This is a genomic window from Kitasatospora sp. NPDC088742 (assembly GCF_055584905.1).
On record NZ_JBVJLD010000050.1, the window covers coordinates 52,999 to 68,690 of the forward strand.

At 74.4% G+C, this 15,692-nt stretch carries 13 protein-coding genes and 1 pseudogene; 4 read left to right on the top strand and 10 right to left on the bottom strand.

Translation table 11 applies throughout. The annotated features are described in order from the left end of the window. The first annotated feature begins 389 nt into the window (after window positions 1-389). Entirely contained in the window at window positions 390-1,016 is a 627-nt protein-coding gene (locus ACZ6ZR_RS30755) for a phosphatase PAP2 family protein (protein WP_465647903.1), read from the top strand. Window positions 1,017-1,054: 38 nt separating this feature from the next. Here ACZ6ZR_RS30755 and ACZ6ZR_RS30760 read toward each other — a convergent pair whose 3' ends face one another. After that, complete coding sequence (locus ACZ6ZR_RS30760) at window positions 1,055-1,387, bottom strand: DUF2218 domain-containing protein (RefSeq protein ID WP_465647904.1); 333 nt, start codon at window positions 1,385-1,387, stop codon at window positions 1,055-1,057. A gap of 236 nt (window positions 1,388-1,623) precedes the next feature. Here ACZ6ZR_RS30760 and ACZ6ZR_RS30765 point away from each other — a divergent pair. Then, a pseudogene (locus ACZ6ZR_RS30765) lies at window positions 1,624-1,854 on the top strand (MarR family transcriptional regulator); the annotation flags it as partial. Window positions 1,855-1,930: 76 nt separating this feature from the next. On the opposite strand, the gene ACZ6ZR_RS30770 reads toward ACZ6ZR_RS30765, so the two are convergent. Continuing rightward, window positions 1,931-2,935: an EamA family transporter gene (locus tag ACZ6ZR_RS30770; protein ID WP_465647929.1), complete on the bottom strand. Its 1,005-nt coding sequence runs from the start codon at window positions 2,933-2,935 to the stop codon at window positions 1,931-1,933. Between the two features lie 149 nt (window positions 2,936-3,084). Here ACZ6ZR_RS30770 and ACZ6ZR_RS30775 point away from each other — a divergent pair, with 149 nt between their 5' ends. Continuing rightward, on the top strand, window positions 3,085-3,987 hold the full coding sequence (locus ACZ6ZR_RS30775) for a LysR family transcriptional regulator (RefSeq protein WP_465647906.1): 903 nt from the start codon (window positions 3,085-3,087) through the stop codon (window positions 3,985-3,987). 50 nt (window positions 3,988-4,037) lie between these two features. Here ACZ6ZR_RS30775 and ACZ6ZR_RS30780 read toward each other — a convergent pair whose 3' ends face one another. Then, window positions 4,038-4,817 carry a ZIP family metal transporter gene (locus tag ACZ6ZR_RS30780; RefSeq protein ID WP_465647908.1) on the bottom strand — a complete coding sequence of 260 codons (780 nt, stop codon included), beginning with the start codon at window positions 4,815-4,817 and terminating at the stop codon, window positions 4,038-4,040. 414 nt (window positions 4,818-5,231) lie between these two features. Between ACZ6ZR_RS30780 and ACZ6ZR_RS30785 the strand changes: the two genes are divergently transcribed. Further along, window positions 5,232-5,639, top strand: a complete 408-nt coding sequence (locus ACZ6ZR_RS30785; protein ID WP_465647910.1) for a DUF6278 family protein — start codon at window positions 5,232-5,234, stop codon at window positions 5,637-5,639. A 56-nt stretch (window positions 5,640-5,695) separates the two neighbouring features. Here ACZ6ZR_RS30785 and ACZ6ZR_RS30790 read toward each other — a convergent pair whose 3' ends face one another. From ACZ6ZR_RS30790 to ACZ6ZR_RS30820, 7 genes are all read right to left on the bottom strand, one after another. Continuing rightward, window positions 5,696-7,420 (bottom strand): restriction endonuclease, encoded by a 1,725-nt coding sequence (locus ACZ6ZR_RS30790; RefSeq protein WP_465647912.1) that lies wholly within the window; start codon window positions 7,418-7,420, stop codon window positions 5,696-5,698. A 105-nt stretch (window positions 7,421-7,525) separates the two neighbouring features. After that, window positions 7,526-9,154: a hypothetical protein gene (locus tag ACZ6ZR_RS30795; protein WP_465647914.1), complete on the bottom strand. Its 1,629-nt coding sequence runs from the start codon at window positions 9,152-9,154 to the stop codon at window positions 7,526-7,528. A 356-nt stretch (window positions 9,155-9,510) separates the two neighbouring features. Beyond that, window positions 9,511-10,164 (bottom strand): YigZ family protein, encoded by a 654-nt coding sequence (locus tag ACZ6ZR_RS30800; RefSeq protein WP_465647916.1) that lies wholly within the window; start codon window positions 10,162-10,164, stop codon window positions 9,511-9,513. Between the two features lie 160 nt (window positions 10,165-10,324). Continuing rightward, entirely contained in the window at window positions 10,325-11,611 is a 1,287-nt protein-coding gene (locus tag ACZ6ZR_RS30805; protein ID WP_465647917.1) for a DUF6986 family protein, read from the bottom strand. Window positions 11,612-11,699: 88 nt separating this feature from the next. After that, entirely contained in the window at window positions 11,700-13,292 is a 1,593-nt protein-coding gene (locus ACZ6ZR_RS30810) for a DUF2637 domain-containing protein (RefSeq protein ID WP_465647919.1), read from the bottom strand. 127 nt (window positions 13,293-13,419) lie between these two features. Then, a complete protein-coding gene (locus ACZ6ZR_RS30815) occupies window positions 13,420-14,106 on the bottom strand; it encodes a response regulator transcription factor (protein ID WP_465647921.1) in 687 nt (228 codons plus the stop codon). Then, complete coding sequence (locus ACZ6ZR_RS30820) at window positions 14,058-15,467, bottom strand: sensor histidine kinase (protein WP_465647923.1); 1,410 nt, start codon at window positions 15,465-15,467, stop codon at window positions 14,058-14,060. The genes ACZ6ZR_RS30815 and ACZ6ZR_RS30820 overlap by 49 nt, the downstream gene beginning before the upstream one ends. Window positions 15,468-15,692: the final 225 nt, after the last annotated feature.

The following is a 15,692-nucleotide window of genomic DNA, read 5'->3' on the forward strand; positions in this document are numbered from 1 at the left end:
GAAGGGCCCGGTCCGCGCGGACCGGGCCCCTCCGCTTGCTCGCTCCGATGCGCTTGGCGGATGCTCACGGTGGATGCGCGCGCTGGATGCGCGCGCTGGATGCTCGCGGTGGCTGCACGCGCAGTGGTGAAGATGCTGTGGCAAACCGCGCGGCCCGCACTGCACGGCCGGGTTCTGACGTACTGTCATGGCAGATGGACAGCGAGCCACACTCCTTACCGACGACGTCGACCGCCCCCTCGGGGGCAGCGGCAGCCGAGGACCGATCGACCGACCGTCCGGCCCACACCCCCCGGGGCGCACGGAACGGCGATCTCCCCAGCCGCCCCGGAGCTCTCCCCCCTGCTCCGGGGCGGCTCTCGCACGTCCTGGGCGGGTTCTGGCTCCCGGTGCTGCTGCTCGCGGTGCTGGCCGCGGTCTCGTGGCAGGTGGCCGCCGACGGCCCGCTGCTGGAACTGGACGACTGGGCCCGGCGCTCCACCCGGGCCGTCCGCCGGGGCCTGCACAGCACCCTGCTGAACCACCTGGGCGCCGGCCTGGCCGACCTCGGCGGGCCGCTGTTCGCGATGCCGGTGCTGTTCGGCGCGGCCGCGCTGGCCGCCTGGCGCGAGCGGCTCGCCGGACGGCGGCGCTGGTGGTACCCGCTGCCGCTGGCCGCGGCCGCCGGGCTGCTGGTGCCGCTGCTGGTGGTCCCGGCCAAGGCGGTCTTCGCCCGCCCCGGCCCGTTCGGCGTACCGCTGGCCGCCGACCAGCTCGGCTGGTACCCCTCCGGGCACACCGCCACCTCGGCCCTCGCCTACGGCACCGCCGCCCTGCTGCTCGGCTCCACCCTGGCCCGACCCCTGCGACTGCGGCTGTACGGGCTGACCGCACTGCTCTGCCTGGGCGTCGGGGCCGGGCTGGTGTGGAGCGACTACCACTGGCTGCTGGACGTGCTGGCCAGCTGGTGCCTGACCGGGACGGCGCTCTGGTGCCTGTGGCGGTACGTCATCCCGTGGGCGCGGCGCCGGAGCTGACCGGCGGTCAGCTCGGGCCGGCTGCTCGGCGGCTCTCTCTACTCGTCGGGGGCGTCGTTGCGCTGCACGGTGCCGGGGGCGCCGCTCTCGCGCTGCCACTCGACCACCAGCTCGTCGCGGCTGCCGAAGCGGACCAGGTGCCGGCCGACCACGTCCTCCAGCTGCGGGAGGCTCTCCTCGGCGCCCTCGACCACCAGCAGCAGCGCGCCCTCCTCGGCGGTCAGCGTGGCGGTGCCGGCGGTGAAGACCAGCTCGCCGCGGCCGCTCTCCTCGGACCAGTCGGCCTGGATCTTGCGGCCCATGTGGGCGGCCAGCTGCTTGCCGTAGCGGGACGGACGGTCCGTGGGGACACGGGCTTGGGAAACGGACATGTTCTCGCACTCTCCTCGTTTAAGATTAGGCCAGCCTAAGTGAATGGTGAGCCAAGCTCAAGGTATTTCCTCGGCGACACCTCGGAAGGCCCCTCGGCCGCCCCGATACCCTGGTCACCACCTACGCCCCAGGAGCCGCCCCCATGTCCGTGCCCGCCGCCGAGCCGCCCGCCGAGACCGCAGCGGACCTGGCCGACGCGCTGACCAGGGCGATGAAGCGGATCCGGCGGCAGACCATGGTGCGGCTGGAGCCCTACGGCATCACCCCCGGCCAGGCCAGGGCGCTGCGCACCCTGGCGCACGCCCCCGGCTGCGAGGGCCGGGAGACCATGCGGCTGAGCGAACTCGCCGAGCGCCTCCACATCGCCCCCCGCTCCGCCACCACCGTGGTGGACGCCCTGGAGGAGGCCGGCCTGGTCGAGCGCACCCCCGACCCGGACGACCGGCGGGCCGTGCGGGTGGTGCTGACCACCGCCGGGTACGGCGCGCTGGAGCGGATCGGCCTGGTCCGCCAGGAGGTCGCCCAGGAGTACTTCGGACCGGTCAACCGAGCCGAACAGGAGGCTCTGCTGCGGGCCCTGCGGCAGGCCGAACTCGCCTTCGAAGCAGCCCGGCCGGCCGACCGCGGCGCAGCACACCGGGACGCGGCGCGGCCGGACGCAGGGCACCCGGACGCAGGAGACCCGGACGCAGGACACCCGGCTTCACCGCGGTGAGGCCGATCCCGAGGACCACCAGCAGCGCCGCCCCGGCCCCCAGCGGGCTGACCCGCTCGCCCAGTAGCAGCCAGGCCGAGGACATCCCGAAGACCGGCACCAGCAGCGAGTACGGCGCCACCGCCGAGGCCTCGTAGCGGTTCAGCAGGAAGCTCCAGGCCATGAAGCCGAACAGGGTCGACCCCAGCCCGACGTAGAGCACCGCGCCGACCCCGGCCGGGCTCAGCGCCGCGAACGCCTCCCCCGCCGCCGAAGGGCCCTCGAACAGCAGCGAGAGCGCCAGCAGCGGCAGCACCGGCACCGCGCTCATCCAGACCATCCAGCGCAGCGCGTCGGCCGGCGCGGCCTTCTTGGTCAGCACGTTGGACAGCCCCCAGAACACCGCCGAGAGGATCACCAGTGCGAACGCCCCGACCGGGCCGTCCAGCCCCCGGTCCACCGCGGCCAGGCCGATCCCGGCGAAGGCGATCGCCAGCCCCGCGATCCGCTGCCCCGGCGGCCGCTCGCGCAGCAGCACGGCGGCGAAGACGGCCGTGAAGACCGCCTGGCTCTGCAGCACCAGCGAGGACAGCCCCGAGGGCATCCCGGCGTTCATCGCGAAGAACAGCAGCCCGAACTTGGCCACCCCGAGGGTCAGCCCCACCGCCACCACCCAGCGCAGCGCCACCCGCGGCCGTCCGACGAAGAACACCGCCGGGACCGCCACCACCGCGAACCGCAGCGCCCCGAACAGGAACGGCGGGAAGTGGCCGAGCCCGACGTGGATCACCACGAAGTTGACGCCCCACACGGCGGCGACCAGCACGGCGAGGGCGATGTGACGGGGGCTCATCTGCATGCCCGTCAGCATGGCCCGGCGCGATCGTGTAGCACCAGCGACTTGTCCTACCGGGAATGCTTTAGCATCACTGCACGATGCACTGCCACATGACGAACCGCCGCACGAAGAACCGCCGCACGAAGAACTGAGGAGGGGCTCCCGTGATGGACCTCGGACGGCTCCGCGCCCTGCACGCCGTCGCCGTGCACGGCTCGGTCGGCGGCGCGGCCGCCGCGCTCGGCTTCACCCCCTCGGCGGTCTCCCAGCAGATCGCCAAGCTGGAACGGGAGACCCGCACCGTGCTGCTGGAGAAGCAGGGCCGCGGCGTGGCCCTCACCGACGCAGCCCGCACGCTCGCCGACACCGCCCGCGAGGTGCTCGCCCTGGTCGAACAGGCCGAGGTCACCCTGGAGCGGCAGCGCGGCCGGGCCGTCGGCCGGCTGGTGCTCGCCTCCTTCGCCACCGGCGCCCGCGGCGTCCTGCCCGGCGCGCTCGCCGCGCTCCGGCGGGACTGCCCCGAGCTGGACGTCCGGCTGCTGGAGTCCGACCCCTACCAGGCCGCCGAACTGGTCGCCCGCGGCGAGGTGGACCTCGCGCTGGTCCAGGACTGGCCGACCGTGCCGCTCCTGGTCCAGGACGGCCTGTCCCGGCTCGACCTCGGCAACGACCCGGTCGACCTGCTGCTGCCCGCCGAGCACCCGCTCGGCGCCCTCACCGTGGTCCCCGTCCAGCGCCTGCTCGGTCAGCGCTGGACCAGCGTGCCGCCCGGCAACATCTGCCACGACTGGCTGGTGCGCACCATGCGGGAGGCCGGCGAGGAGCCCGACGTGGTCTACCAGGTCGGCGAGTTCGAGACCCAGATCGCGCTGATCGAGGCCGGCCTCGGCCTCGGCCTGGTCCCCCGGCTCGGCCGCGGCCCGCTGCCGTCCGGCGTGGTCGCCCGGCCCGTGGTGCCCGAGCCGGCCCGGCGGGTCTTCGTGCTCTGGCGGACCAGGACCAGCCGGCGTCCCGCCGTGGCCGCGGCCCTGGCCGCCGTCCGCGAGCAGTGGGACGCCACCCACTGACCCCGCGTCAGCTCCTGGCTCCGCGCCGGCCCCTGCTCCCGCACCGGCTCCTACTCGGCGAAGCCGATCACCAGCCACATGAACGCCACCCCGATCACCGTGCAGATCAGCGTGGTCCGGGACGGGTGCGGGCTGTGCGCCTCCGGCAGGATGTCCGAGGTCGCCAGGTAGAGCAGGAAGCCGGCGAAGAACCCCAGGTACAGACCGAGCGCCTGCTCCGGGATGGTGAACAGCAGCGTGATCGCCGCGCCCGTCACCGGCGCCAGCGCGTCCGCGCCGAGCAGGGCCAGCGCCCGGCGGCGGTCGTTCCCGTACATCCTGGTGATCGTGTAGGTGTTGAAGCCGTCCGCGAAGTCGTGCGCCACCACCGCGATCGCCACCACCGTGCCCACCGTGGAGCCCGCCTGGAACGCCGCGCCGATCGCGAAGCCGTCCATCAGACTGTGCGTCACCAGCGCACCGGCGGCGGTGAGCCCGACCCCCTGCTTACCGCTGTGCGCGTGGCCGTGGGAGTGCCCGTGGGAGTGGCTGCGGCCGTGCGAGTGCTCCGCGTACTCGGCCTCGTGGCTGCGGTGGATCGCCACCGCCCGCTCCACCACGTGGATCGCCAGGAACCCGGCCGCGAACATCAACAGCGCCTGCGGCACCCCGTGCAGCTCCTGCGGAGCCGCGTGCATCGCCTCCGGCAGCAGGTCGAATGCCACCACCCCGAGCATCAGCCCGGCCGCGAACCCCAGCACCAGGTGCCGGCGGTCCCCGACCCGCTGCGCCACCAGCCCGCCGAGCAGCGTCATCAGGAACGCCCCGGCGGCCACCAGCACCGCGGTCATCGACGGCCCTCCCGCTTGTCCGCTCCCGGTGGGGCCGGACGGCTGCGCGGACCGCTGCCCACGGGCGCAGACGCCCGGCCCGGACCGGAGCAAGGAGCCCCGGCCCTGCCGGCCAGCCTCTCCGCCGCCCGGGCCGGCCGCCCGCCGGACGGTCCGTCAGGGTGACGGTCCCTCACCTGCGGCCACCGGCCACCGATCCGCCTCACACCCACCCCGGCCCTCCTCGACACCACCCGAACGAAGCGCCCATCCTTCCAGCTCACCCGCCACCACCCACCACGGGGCCCGGACCGCCGACCTGGGCTTCCGCCCGGACTGCCAAGGACCCGTCGGCCCGGACCGCTCGGCGAGGCGGCGGCGCCGGTGCGGCCCGTCCCCCTCGCCGCCCGCTCGGGGCCCTGGCAATCTGGCCCCATGGGCAGCTTCCTCGGCCGGCGACGGCACCCCCGCTCCGCCGGCACCGCCGAAGCCGCGCTGGCCGGACTGCTCGCCGAGTGCGGACTGCTGCGCGAGCTCGCCGACTCGGCCGGGGTCCGGCTGGACGACGGCGAGGACTCCCTCACCGCCCTGGACCAACTGCTGCCCCGCTGGCGCGAGAACCCCGCGCTCTCCGAACGGCTGGGCAACGACGCCGGGCTCTACCTCGGCACCGTGCTGCGCCGCACCGTCCCCGGCACCCGCTGGCGCCTCGGCCCGGAGGACCGCCCCCTGCTGGTGCTGCCGGGCGGCCGCGAACTGGACGTCACCGCCCTCGGCCACGGCTGGGCCGACCAGGGCTCACCCCCGCTCGCCACCGCCTACCTCACGGCCACCGACGGCTGACCGGATCCGGCCGCCGAACCCGCCTGCCCCGCGCGCCGCGCCGCGCCGTCGCGGCCTCAGCCACCGACCCCCAGCCGCATCTCGAGCTGCGACTCGGTCAGTTCCCGCACCCCGTCCCCGTCCACCAGGTGGATCTGCGGCAGCTCCGCCGCCAGGTCCAGGGCCGCCTCCGCGAACCGACCCGTGGTCAGCCGCAGCCCGCGCTCCGCCCCCTCCTCCCGGACCGCCTCGGCCAGCGTCCGCAGCTCCGCCACCGCCACCTCCGCGCCGCCCCGGGGCCGGGACGCCCAGACCACCCAACGCCCGGGCAACGCGCTGCCCTCCTCGCCCACCGCCGTGGCCACCAGCCCGGCCGGGCCGCGCAGCCGCACGCTCCACTCCCCCAGCCCGCCCCTGGTCAGCAACTCCCGCACCAGGTGGGCGAACTCATGGGCCGACAGGTCGTCGGCCGTGGGCACCGTCATGCCCGCCTCGGCGCCGGGCTCCACCCCGACCAGGCCGTACGGGTCCGGCGAGACCGCCGCCGACAGCTCCCGCAGCCGCACCAGCGCCTCGTCCTGCTCGGCGTCCGCGTAGACACCGCCGTAGGCGCCGTCGTGCCCGAGGTCGTGGCCCGTGTCGTGTGCCGTGTCGTGCCCGGCCTCGTCCGGGCCCGCACCGGCCCACCCATCGCCGTCCGCCGACGGCAGCAGCCGGGTGCGGGCCAGCGCGTCCCGGTCCGCGTCCACGCTGAGCAGGCAGAGCGGGGCGCCTGACGGGGTGTCACGGAGCCAGCCGTTGAGCACGACGCCGGTCAGTATCTCGTCGGTGTCCACCGCGTCCGCCGCCTGGAGCGCGCGCAGGGCCAGCCGGGCGACCAGGCGCAGGTAGTCGTTGGCCCGGTCGGCGAGCGGGCGGGGCACCGGCTCGACGGTGTCCTCGGCGGTCAGCCGGTAGCCGTCCAGCGAGGGCACCAGGACGAGCGGCGGCAGGTCGAGGTCGAGCACCGCCGTCCTGGTCAGCGGGCGGAACACCGCCCGGCACGGGGCGGGCAGGTCCTGGGTCGCCCCCTCGGCCGCCGCCAACGCCCGCTCCAGCAGCGACTCCACGGCGGCCGGCTCGGCCAGCCGGTAGGCCCGGCGGCACTCCTCCAGACTGTCGTTGTACTCCCGCACCGCCCGGGCCCGGGCCTCCTCCAGGGCCTCGTGCGCCCGCCGCTCCGCCGAAGCGGCGTCGTCGGCCGCGGCCGCCCGGCCGGACCGCCACTCCCGCAGCGCGCGCTGGTGGCGCAGCCGGGCCTGCGCCAACTCCCGCTGGTAGCCGGAGTCGAGCAGTGGACGGCCCGCCGCACCGTCCGCTCCCGCTACCCCCTCCGCGCCCGCCGGCGGTCCGGGCACCGCCGGTGCGAAGTCCTCCCAGCGCGGCTCGGGGCCGTCCGGGCCGGCGTCCTCCGCGCCACCGGCGGCCGGGAAGGGCCGGGGGCGGTAGCTGCGCAGCTGGCTCTCGAAGTCCATCGCGGAGACCGGGAGCGCGGCCCGCCGCAGCAGGTCGGCCAACTGCTCGTGCTCGGCCCGGACGGCGGCGGTCCGCTGGTGGCTGAGCACGGCGGCCCGCCCGCGCGCGGCCACCTCGTCCTCCACCGGCTCCCCGGGGACGGGCGCCGCCCCCGGGCCGCCCGGCTCTCCCGGCCCGCCCGGACCGCCGTCCTCGGCGCCGAGGTCGCGGAACAGCGAGGCCAGGAAACCCGGTTGGAGCGTGGCGGCGGCGGTACCGTCCGACTGACCCTCAGGTGCGTACTGCATCGGTGGTCGTACCCCCAAGCTCGTCCGGCTGCTGTAAGGCATTGTCCACCGTCCGGGCCGACCGAGGGGCCGACTCCCGCTGCCGCACCGCTCCCTGGCGGCCCGTCAGTTCGTCCTGGTGTTGGTCAGGTGCAGCCCGATGTAGCCGACGTAGATCCTCCCGCTGCTCGAGCAGTCGTCCAGATAGTGCAGGCGGGGTGCGGTGCGACCGCCGCCGATCCGCAGGTGCGCACCCATGAACGCGCGCCGGGAGGAGTCCACGCACTCCGGCACCGGGAGCATCCGCTCGCGCTTCCACTTGGTGTGGCTCTCCACCGTCCGGGACTCGCCCCGGACCGCCTTGCGCGGCGGGAAGCGGTGGCAGCCGTCCGGGGTGTGCTCGCACCACTGCTTGAAGTCGCCGTGCGCCTCGCCCCGGACGGCCGCGGCCGCGTACTCCTGGAGCGCCGTCAGCCCCTCCCAGGTGAGCCGGGCCCAGCCGGTGCCGTCGCACTGGCCGTCCAGTGCCAGCGCCTCCTTCTGGTCACCGGTGAACTCCAGCAGCGGGAACTCGCCGAACCGGCCCACCAGTTCGCCGAAGGTGACCGGGCTGCCGTCCGGCGGGCGGGCGGTGCAGAGCCGGCCGGAGAGCACCTGCATCTGCGCGTTGGCCCGGCGCAGGGCGGTGCGCTGCTCCTCACCCACCGCGAGCAGCAGCCGCTCCCGGCGGCGCGAACGGTGCAGGCTGTGCCGCACCCGCTGCAGCTCGTCGGCCCGGGCCTGGTGATCGGCGGTGTCCACCACGCGCTCGGCCGCGCCCACCGCTCCCGGGCCGTGCCCGGCCCGCACCCTGGCCTCCGCCCGGGAGGCCGCCCGTGCCTCCGGCGACGGCTCGGCCGGCGGCTGGTAGACCGGGACGGCCGCCAACTGGGCGGGCAGCGGCAGCTCGGCGGCCAGCCGGCCCGGCTCACGGGCCAGCAGCGCGGCGGCCCGGCGGACGTCCTCCTCGATCCGGTGCCGGGGCAGCACGGGGTGCCGGCCGCCGTCCGCCCGCGAGGCCGGATCCACCTCGGGCAGGTAGGTGCGGACCGCTCCGCCGTAGACCTTGTGGTACTCCAGCGCGACGTTGAACAGCGGCAGCGCCTCGTGGTCCAGCAGGTAGAGCGCGGCCAGGCCGGTGAGCTGCCGGGTCAGCTGGCGGCCGGTGTCCTCCAGCCAGACGGCGGTGGTGGTCGCAGGCGGAAGGCTGGCCACCACCACGGGTAGGGTGCGCTCCGGATCGCAGAGCTCGTCGATCAGGGCCTCCACCCCGGCGGGCCGGACGACCCGGGGGGCGTCGCCGATCCGGACCGGGCCGTCGGAGGCGTCCAGCAGCGGCAGCAGCGCCCGGGCCAGCTCGGGCACCGGTACCCGGCCACCCGCCCTGAGGCCCGGGCCGGCCGCCAACTGCTCGGCCTCCAGCCGCACCCAGGTCGGCCCGGCGGGGCCGGCCGAGGCGACGGTGAGGGTCAACTGGTCGGTGCCGTGCGGGGCGGGGGTGCGCAGCCGGCGGCGGAGGTAGCCGCCGGGGGCCTCGCGCAGCTCGCCGAAGTCCCGGTCCAGCAGGACCCTTTCGCCGAGGCGCAGGCGCTCGGCCGGAAGCTCGGAGGTGCTCGGCGGGGGTTCGTCCCGCCCCTCGCGCTTGAGCCAGCCGGCCAGCAGCTGGTCCGCCAGGGCGGCCACCTCCTGGCGGGGGCGTGGGGTGGTCAACGTCATCCGGTACGGCGTGGGGCGGTCCAAGCGGCCTGCCTGCGGAGCGGGTTGGCCCGCTCGCGGTCCTGCTGATCGGCTCGTGGACTCTGCCTGGCTGTGATGTGGCGTCATGCGAGGTACCTCCCGTGGTGCGGGGTGGTTGGGGTCTGACGTCCTCCGTCTGCGGGGTGGTCGGGCGGCGCCGCGCCGGACTTCGGCGCGGTTCCTTGTTCCAGGAAACGCAGGTGCCCGGAGCGGAAGTTCCAACTCCGGGCATGGTTAATTCGTTCGAGTGTCACTCGGTTTTGGCCCGCGCCTGCTGGGCCAGACTCTTGGGCTGGGCTCCTCGGCCGGTCCGAGGACTCCGTCAGGTCCCGCGGTCAGGCCTCCACCGGCACCTCGACGAAGTCCCGGCCCGCCGCCTCGGCGGCCGCCGCGCCCCCGGTCGCCTCGGCCAGCCAGACCTGAAACCCCGTCACCCCGGCCTCCGGCACGCCGACTTCGATCCGCACCCCGTCCGCGCCGTACGCCAGGTCCCGCACCACGTACCCGGCCGCCCGCAGGTCGTTCTCCAACCGCCCGGCCCGGGTGTGGTCGGTCTGCACCGCGAGCACCGCCACCGGCCGGCGCTCCAGCAGCCCGAGCGCGTCCACCGCCTCGGAGACCGCGCTGCCGTACGCCCGGACCAGCCCGCCGGCGCCCAGCTTGATGCCGCCGAAGTACCTGGTCACCACCGCCACCGTGTCGGTCAGACCGCGCCGGCGCAGCACCTCCAGCATCGGCACCCCGGCGGTGCCGCCGGGCTCGCCGTCGTCGCTGGACCGCTCCCTCGGCTGCTCGCCGCCCACCACGAAGGCGGTGCAGTTGTGCCGGGCGTCCCAGTACCGCTTCCGGATGCCGGCGATGAACGCCTGCGCCTCCTCCTCGTCGGCGGCCCGGGCGAGGTGGCAGATGAACCGGGACTTCTTGATCTCCAGCTCGTGCACGCCGGAACCCCGAACGGTGAGGTAGCGCTTGGGGGTCGGCTCCGACATGGGGCGGTGGGTCTCCAGACACGAGAAAAGCCGGCAGGGACGGTGATCGTCCCTGCCAGCTTAGGCGGGGCCGCCGCCGGACCGGGCGCAGGCCGGCACCGGCACGACCCCGTGCGGGCCGCCGCGAACGGCTCTGAACGGCCGCCCGCAGACCCGTGGTTCAGCGGCCGGCCAGCGCGTCCAGCTGCTTGCGGTCCAGACCGGTCAGGCCGGTGACCTCGTCGAGGTCCACCGCGCCGCAGTCCAGCCCGCGCAGCACGTAGCCGCTCAGGGCGCGTGCGGTGGCGGGCTCGTCCATCACGTCGCCGCCGGCCTTGGCGACGTACGCGGCCAACCGTGCCGCAGCCGCCTTCAGGCCCTCGCGGTAGAAGGCGTAGACCGCGACGTAACGGGTCGGCAGGTGCGCCGGGTGCATGTCCCAGCCCTGGTAGTACGCCCGCGCGAGCGAACGGCGCACCAGGCCGTGGTGGAGCTTCCAGGCCGCGTGCACCTGCTCGGTGCCACCGGTCGGGATCACGTTGGTGGAACCGTCCGAGAGCCGCACGCCGGTACCGGCCGCCGCCACCTGCATGACCGCCTTGGCGTGGTCGGCCACCGGGTGGTCCATGCTCTGGTAGGCGGCGCTCACCCCGCAGGAGGCGCTGTAGTCGAAGGTGCCGTAGTGCAGACCGGTGGCCCGTCCCTCCGCCGCCTCGATCATCAGGGCCACGGTGGCCCGGCCGTCGGGGCCGAGGATCGCCTGGGTGGTCTCGATCTGGATCTCGAAGCCGATCCGCCCGGCCGGCAGCCCGGCCCGCCGCTCGAAGTCCTCCAACAGCCGGACCAGCGCGGTGACCTGGGCGGCGTAGGTGACCTTGGGCAGGGTCAGCACCAGCCCGTCGGGCAGGCCGCCCTCCGCGACCAGGGTGGAGAGGAAGAGTTCCAGGGTGCGGATGCCGCGTGCCCGGACGGGCGCCTCCATGCACTTGATCCGGATCCCGATGTACGGCGGGGCGGTGCCGTCCGCCACGGCGGCGGAGACCAGCCTGGCGGCGCGCACGGCCTCGGCGTCCTCCTCCGCGTCCGGGCGCGGGCCGTAGCCGTCCTCGAAGTCGATCCGCAGGTCCTCGACCGGCTCCCGCTCCAGCTTGGCCCGGACCCGGGCGTGGACGTCGGCCAGCAGCTCGTCGTCCGGCACGCCGAGCGCCCGCGCGAGCTGGGCGGGGGTGGCGGCGTGCTCGTCGAAGGCGGCCAACGCCTGGGCGCCCCAGCTGCGGACGGTGTCGGCGGCGAAGGCGTCGGCCGGGACGTAGACCGTGTGCACCGGCTGGCGGCTGCCGTGGTCACCCGGGTAACGCCGCGTCAGCTCGGCGTCGACCGGGGCGAGCAGCTCCTCGACGGCAGCCAGGGCCGCCCCGGAGAACTCGACGGACTGGCTACCGTCCTTGGCCTGCTTGGCCTGCGACATGCGGAACCCTCCACGCCTTCAACAGTTTGTTGAGGCGAAGGTAACGGCGCGGCTCGCGGACCGTCAATGGCGGATCCTCCGACAGACCTCAGCCGAGGCCCAGCTCCATGAAGCGTTCGTTCAACTTGGGCCAGACCCGCTCGACGTCCTTCGCGACCACGGAACCGTCCCGGCCACTGCCCTCGAGGCCGTACTCCATGGTCAGGAAGTCGGCCAGCTGCCGGGGGTCCGGCTGCTGCTCGAACTTCTCGATGTACCGGGTCAGCGCCTCGAAGCAGACCTCGGGATCCAGCGGAAGCGCCGGGCCGACCGGACGCCGCTCCGACTCGGCGGGCACCTCGGCGGCCGCCTCCTCCTCGAACGGCAGCTCCTCCACGTACCCGGCCGGCACCCCCTGCGGGGCCAACTGCTCCAGGCGCACCGGACGCCGCGACGCCGCCTGCTCCTGCGGCTGGGGCTGCGGCTCCTCCACGGGCACAGCGGACACCGCGGGCTCGGCCTGCGGCTGGGGCGCCTTGAACCAGGGCGACGGCTGCCCCGGCACCCGCGCCGTCTGCACCGGCTCGCTCGGCTGCGCCGGGGAGCGGACCGCCCGCGCCGTCCACACGTTCAGGTCCGGCTCGGTCGGCACCGGCCGCACCTCCGCCGCGGCCGGGTCCTGCGCGTCCCGCAGCCGGACCGCCGCCAGCTTCGCCAGCGTCGGTGCCGCCAACGCCGCCGTCACCTGGGCATCGGACACGGCCTGCGCATCGGTGACCGGCCTCTCGTGCACAGGTGCCTGCTGAGCGGGACCCTCCTGAACGGGAACCTGCTGAACGGAGGCCTGCCGCGCCAGAGCCTGCTGCTGAGCCGGAGCCGCCTGCACCGCCCGGCCGCCTGCGGCGGCGGCAGCAGCCACGGCGACGGGGGCGGCGGCGGGAGCGTCCTGACCCGGTGTCACCTGAACCGCCGTCACCGGCAGCGCCCGGCCACCGGCCTGACCCTCCGCCGGGGAGCCCTCCAGCGGACCGTCGATCCGGTCCAGGATGCTCGGGTCAAGCGGGACCCCGTACTTGGCGAGCTTCAACGGCAGCAGCGCCTGGAACGGCGCCGACCGCCGCCAGCCCCGGCCGTACCGGAACCGCAACTGCGCCCGGTACACCAGCCGGTTCTGCTCCAGCCGGACGGTCTCGTCGTACGAGCGCAGCTCCCAGAGCTTCATCCGCCGCCACAGCCGGAAGGTCGGCACCGGTGACAGCACCCAGCGCATCAGCCGGACCGAATCCATGTGCCGGTCCGCGGTGATCGCCGCGATCCGCCCGACCGCGTGCCGGGAGGCCTCCACCACGACCACGAACAGCACCGGGATGACCGCGTGCATGGCCATCCCCAGCGGATCGCCCCAGGAGGCGGCGGCGTTGAAGGCGATGGTGGCGGCCGTCAGCAGCCAGGCCGTCTGCCGCAGCAGCGGGAACGGGATCCGCAGCCAGGTGAGCACCAGGTCCAGGGAGAGCAGCACCACGATGCCCGCGTCCACGCCGATCGGGAAGGCGTAGGAGAAGGCGCCGAACCCCTTCTCCATCGCCAGGTCGCGCACCGCGTTGTACGAGCCGGCGAAGCCGATGCCCGAGATCAGACAGGCTCCGGCCGCGACCACACCGAGCAGGGCGCGGTGGGCGCGGGTGAGGGACGGACGTGCCATTCGATGATCAACCCCTGGGATTCGGCGGCTGCCGGACTCGGCCGTTGCTACCGGATCCCACCGTCGAGGTTCGGGACCACCGCGCCGGCGACCGTCTCGGCCCACCGGATACTACTCGTACGGGCGTTCAGTCGCCGCGCCGCCCTCCGGTCTGAACCACCTCCGTGGGCGTGCCGTTGAGGTGCGCCAACACCGCCAGCACACGGCGGTTGGCGTCGTCCGCCGGCGCCAGCCCCAGCTTGGTGAAGATATTGGCAATGTGCTTGGCCACCGCCCCGTCACTGACCACCAACCGGCTCGCGATGGCCGAGTTGGAACGCCCCTCCGCCATCAGCCCGAGCACCTCGCGCTCGCGTGGCGAGAGGCACTGCAGGGGCTGCGAACGCGACCTGCTCTCCAGCAACTTGGCGATCACGTCCGGATCCATCGCCGTCCCACCGGCCGCCACCCGGCGGATCGCGTCCACGAACTGGTCGGCGTTGAACACCCGGTCCTTCAGCAGGTACCCGATCCCACCCGTGCCGTCCGCCAGCAACTCCCGCGCGTAGAGCTGCTGGACGTGCTGCGAGAGCACCAGCACCGGCAGACCCGGGATCTCCCGACGGGCCGCCAGCGCTGCCTGCAGACCCTCGTCCGTGAGCGTCGGCGGCAGCCGGACGTCGACCACCGCGACGTCCGGCCGGTGCTCCAGCAACGCCGACAGGAGCTCGGGCCCGGTCTCCACCGCCGCGGCGATGGTGAACCCGTGCGCCTCCAGCAGCCGGGTCAGCCCTTCTCGAAGGAGGTAGAGGTCCTCGGCGAGGACAACGCGCACGGCAGCTCCATGGTGATGGTGGTCGGACCGCCCAGCGGACTGCTGACGGACAGGACACCGTCGAAGGTACCCAACCTCCTCTCGATGCCCCGCAGTCCACCGCGGGGCGCCTTGGTCGCGCCTCCCCTGCCGTCGTCCGTGACCGTCACCCGCAGCCGGCCCGCCCGGTGCAGGATGTCCACCCAGACGTGCTGCGCGCCGGAGTGCTTGGCCGCGTTCACCAACAGCTCGCTGACCGAGAAGTACACCGCCGCCTCCATCGGCAGCTCCGGCCGGGAGGGCAGACCGACCGTCACCTCGACCTCCTGGGTACTGTCCAGCGCGAGGGCACGGACCGCGTCCCCCAGCCCGCGCTCGGCCAGCACCGGAGGGTGGATCCCCTTCACCAGGTCACGCAGCTCCTGGAGCGCCTTCGCCGAGGACTCCCGGGTCTCGGCCAGCAGCAGCTTGGCCGCGTCCGGGTCGCTCTCCCACAGGTGCTCGATCGTCCCGAGCGTCAGCCCGATCGACACCAGACGGGCCTGGGCCCCGTCGTGCAGGTCCCGCTCGATCCGCCGCAGCTCCGCCGCCTGGCTGCCCACCGCGTCGGCCCGAGTCTCCGTCAACTCCTCCACCCGACGGGTCAGTTGAAGGTTCGAGGTCCGCCCGTTCGGATCGAGGACGCGCCGCGCCAGATCGGCGTGCACCCGCAGTGCGTGAGGCAGCAGTGCGAGCGCGGACGCGACCAGCGCGCCCCCGAAGACCATCGAGATGAGGGTGGCCCCGCCGCCGGACACCGGCCCGTAGTTCTGATACGTCATGAACCCGCTGAACCCGAGGATCACACCGCCGAGCCCGAGACCCACCACCGGCCCCAGCACGACGAACACCGCGACGGGATTCACCAGCAGCCAGACCATCTCGGCCCGGGTTGCCGGATCCCTCAGCGACCAGTGCACCAACTGCACCGCCCTGGCCACCCCTTGACCTCGGTGGTACGAGTAGCCCGTCCACCAGTACCCGCGCTCGTCCACCTCAAGCTCGGGCCGCGCCGTGTACGCCACCGGCACCCTGATCCCGCACCAGCGCTCGATCTGCGAACGCGTCCATCCCGCGTTCAACCGAACCGCCGGCGAGGCCATCAGCAGGGCCGCGGCCAACGCCAACAGGAAGGCGACCAGTGCCCCAGGATCGCTGTACCCCGTGACCGCCAGCACCGTGCCGCTGACCAGAAGCGCCCCGAGAACCGGCGCCACCACCCCGGGCGCCGAACTGGCCACCACCACCGCCAACCACCCGATGGAACCGACCCCGGAACGGAGCTGGTCCACGGCAGCGCGGTACAGCGGGGCGGCGGGCTTCGGAGGACTGACTGTGGTCACCTGACGGCTCCTGGAACGTGACTGACTCGGCTTACGGTCATCAGTGTTGCCCGGGGGCAGGTGGCGGCGCACTGGTCATCCCTCCCCAGTTCGGGGTGGTGCTAGGTCCACCCTCCGCGCCGGCTCATTTCGGCCCGGAAATGCGAAAAGGCCCCCCGGCATAAGCCGGGGGGCCTTTTCTGAAAGATTGTTCGGCGGCGTCCTACTCTCCCACAGGGTCCCCCC

Excerpts from the sequence above, each read along its gene's own strand:
- ACZ6ZR_RS30790 (WP_465647912.1), bottom strand. The coding sequence starts at position 7,420 with ATGCAGTACGCACCTGAGGGTCAGTCGGACGGTACCGCCGCCGCCACG.
- ACZ6ZR_RS30760 (WP_465647904.1), bottom strand. The coding sequence starts at position 1,387 with ATGTCCGTTTCCCAAGCCCGTGTCCCCACGGACCGTCCGTCCCGCTAC.
- ACZ6ZR_RS30800 (WP_465647916.1), bottom strand. The coding sequence starts at position 10,164 with ATGTCGGAGCCGACCCCCAAGCGCTACCTCACCGTTCGGGGTTCCGGC.
- ACZ6ZR_RS30780 (WP_465647908.1), bottom strand. The coding sequence starts at position 4,817 with ATGACCGCGGTGCTGGTGGCCGCCGGGGCGTTCCTGATGACGCTGCTC.
- ACZ6ZR_RS30795 (WP_465647914.1), bottom strand. The coding sequence starts at position 9,154 with ATGACGTTGACCACCCCACGCCCCCGCCAGGAGGTGGCCGCCCTGGCG.
- ACZ6ZR_RS30805 (WP_465647917.1), bottom strand. The coding sequence starts at position 11,611 with ATGTCGCAGGCCAAGCAGGCCAAGGACGGTAGCCAGTCCGTCGAGTTC.
- ACZ6ZR_RS30785 (WP_465647910.1), top strand. The coding sequence starts at position 5,232 with ATGGGCAGCTTCCTCGGCCGGCGACGGCACCCCCGCTCCGCCGGCACC.
- ACZ6ZR_RS30810 (WP_465647919.1), bottom strand. The coding sequence starts at position 13,292 with ATGGCACGTCCGTCCCTCACCCGCGCCCACCGCGCCCTGCTCGGTGTG.
- ACZ6ZR_RS30770 (WP_465647929.1), bottom strand. The coding sequence starts at position 2,935 with ATGAGCCCCCGTCACATCGCCCTCGCCGTGCTGGTCGCCGCCGTGTGG.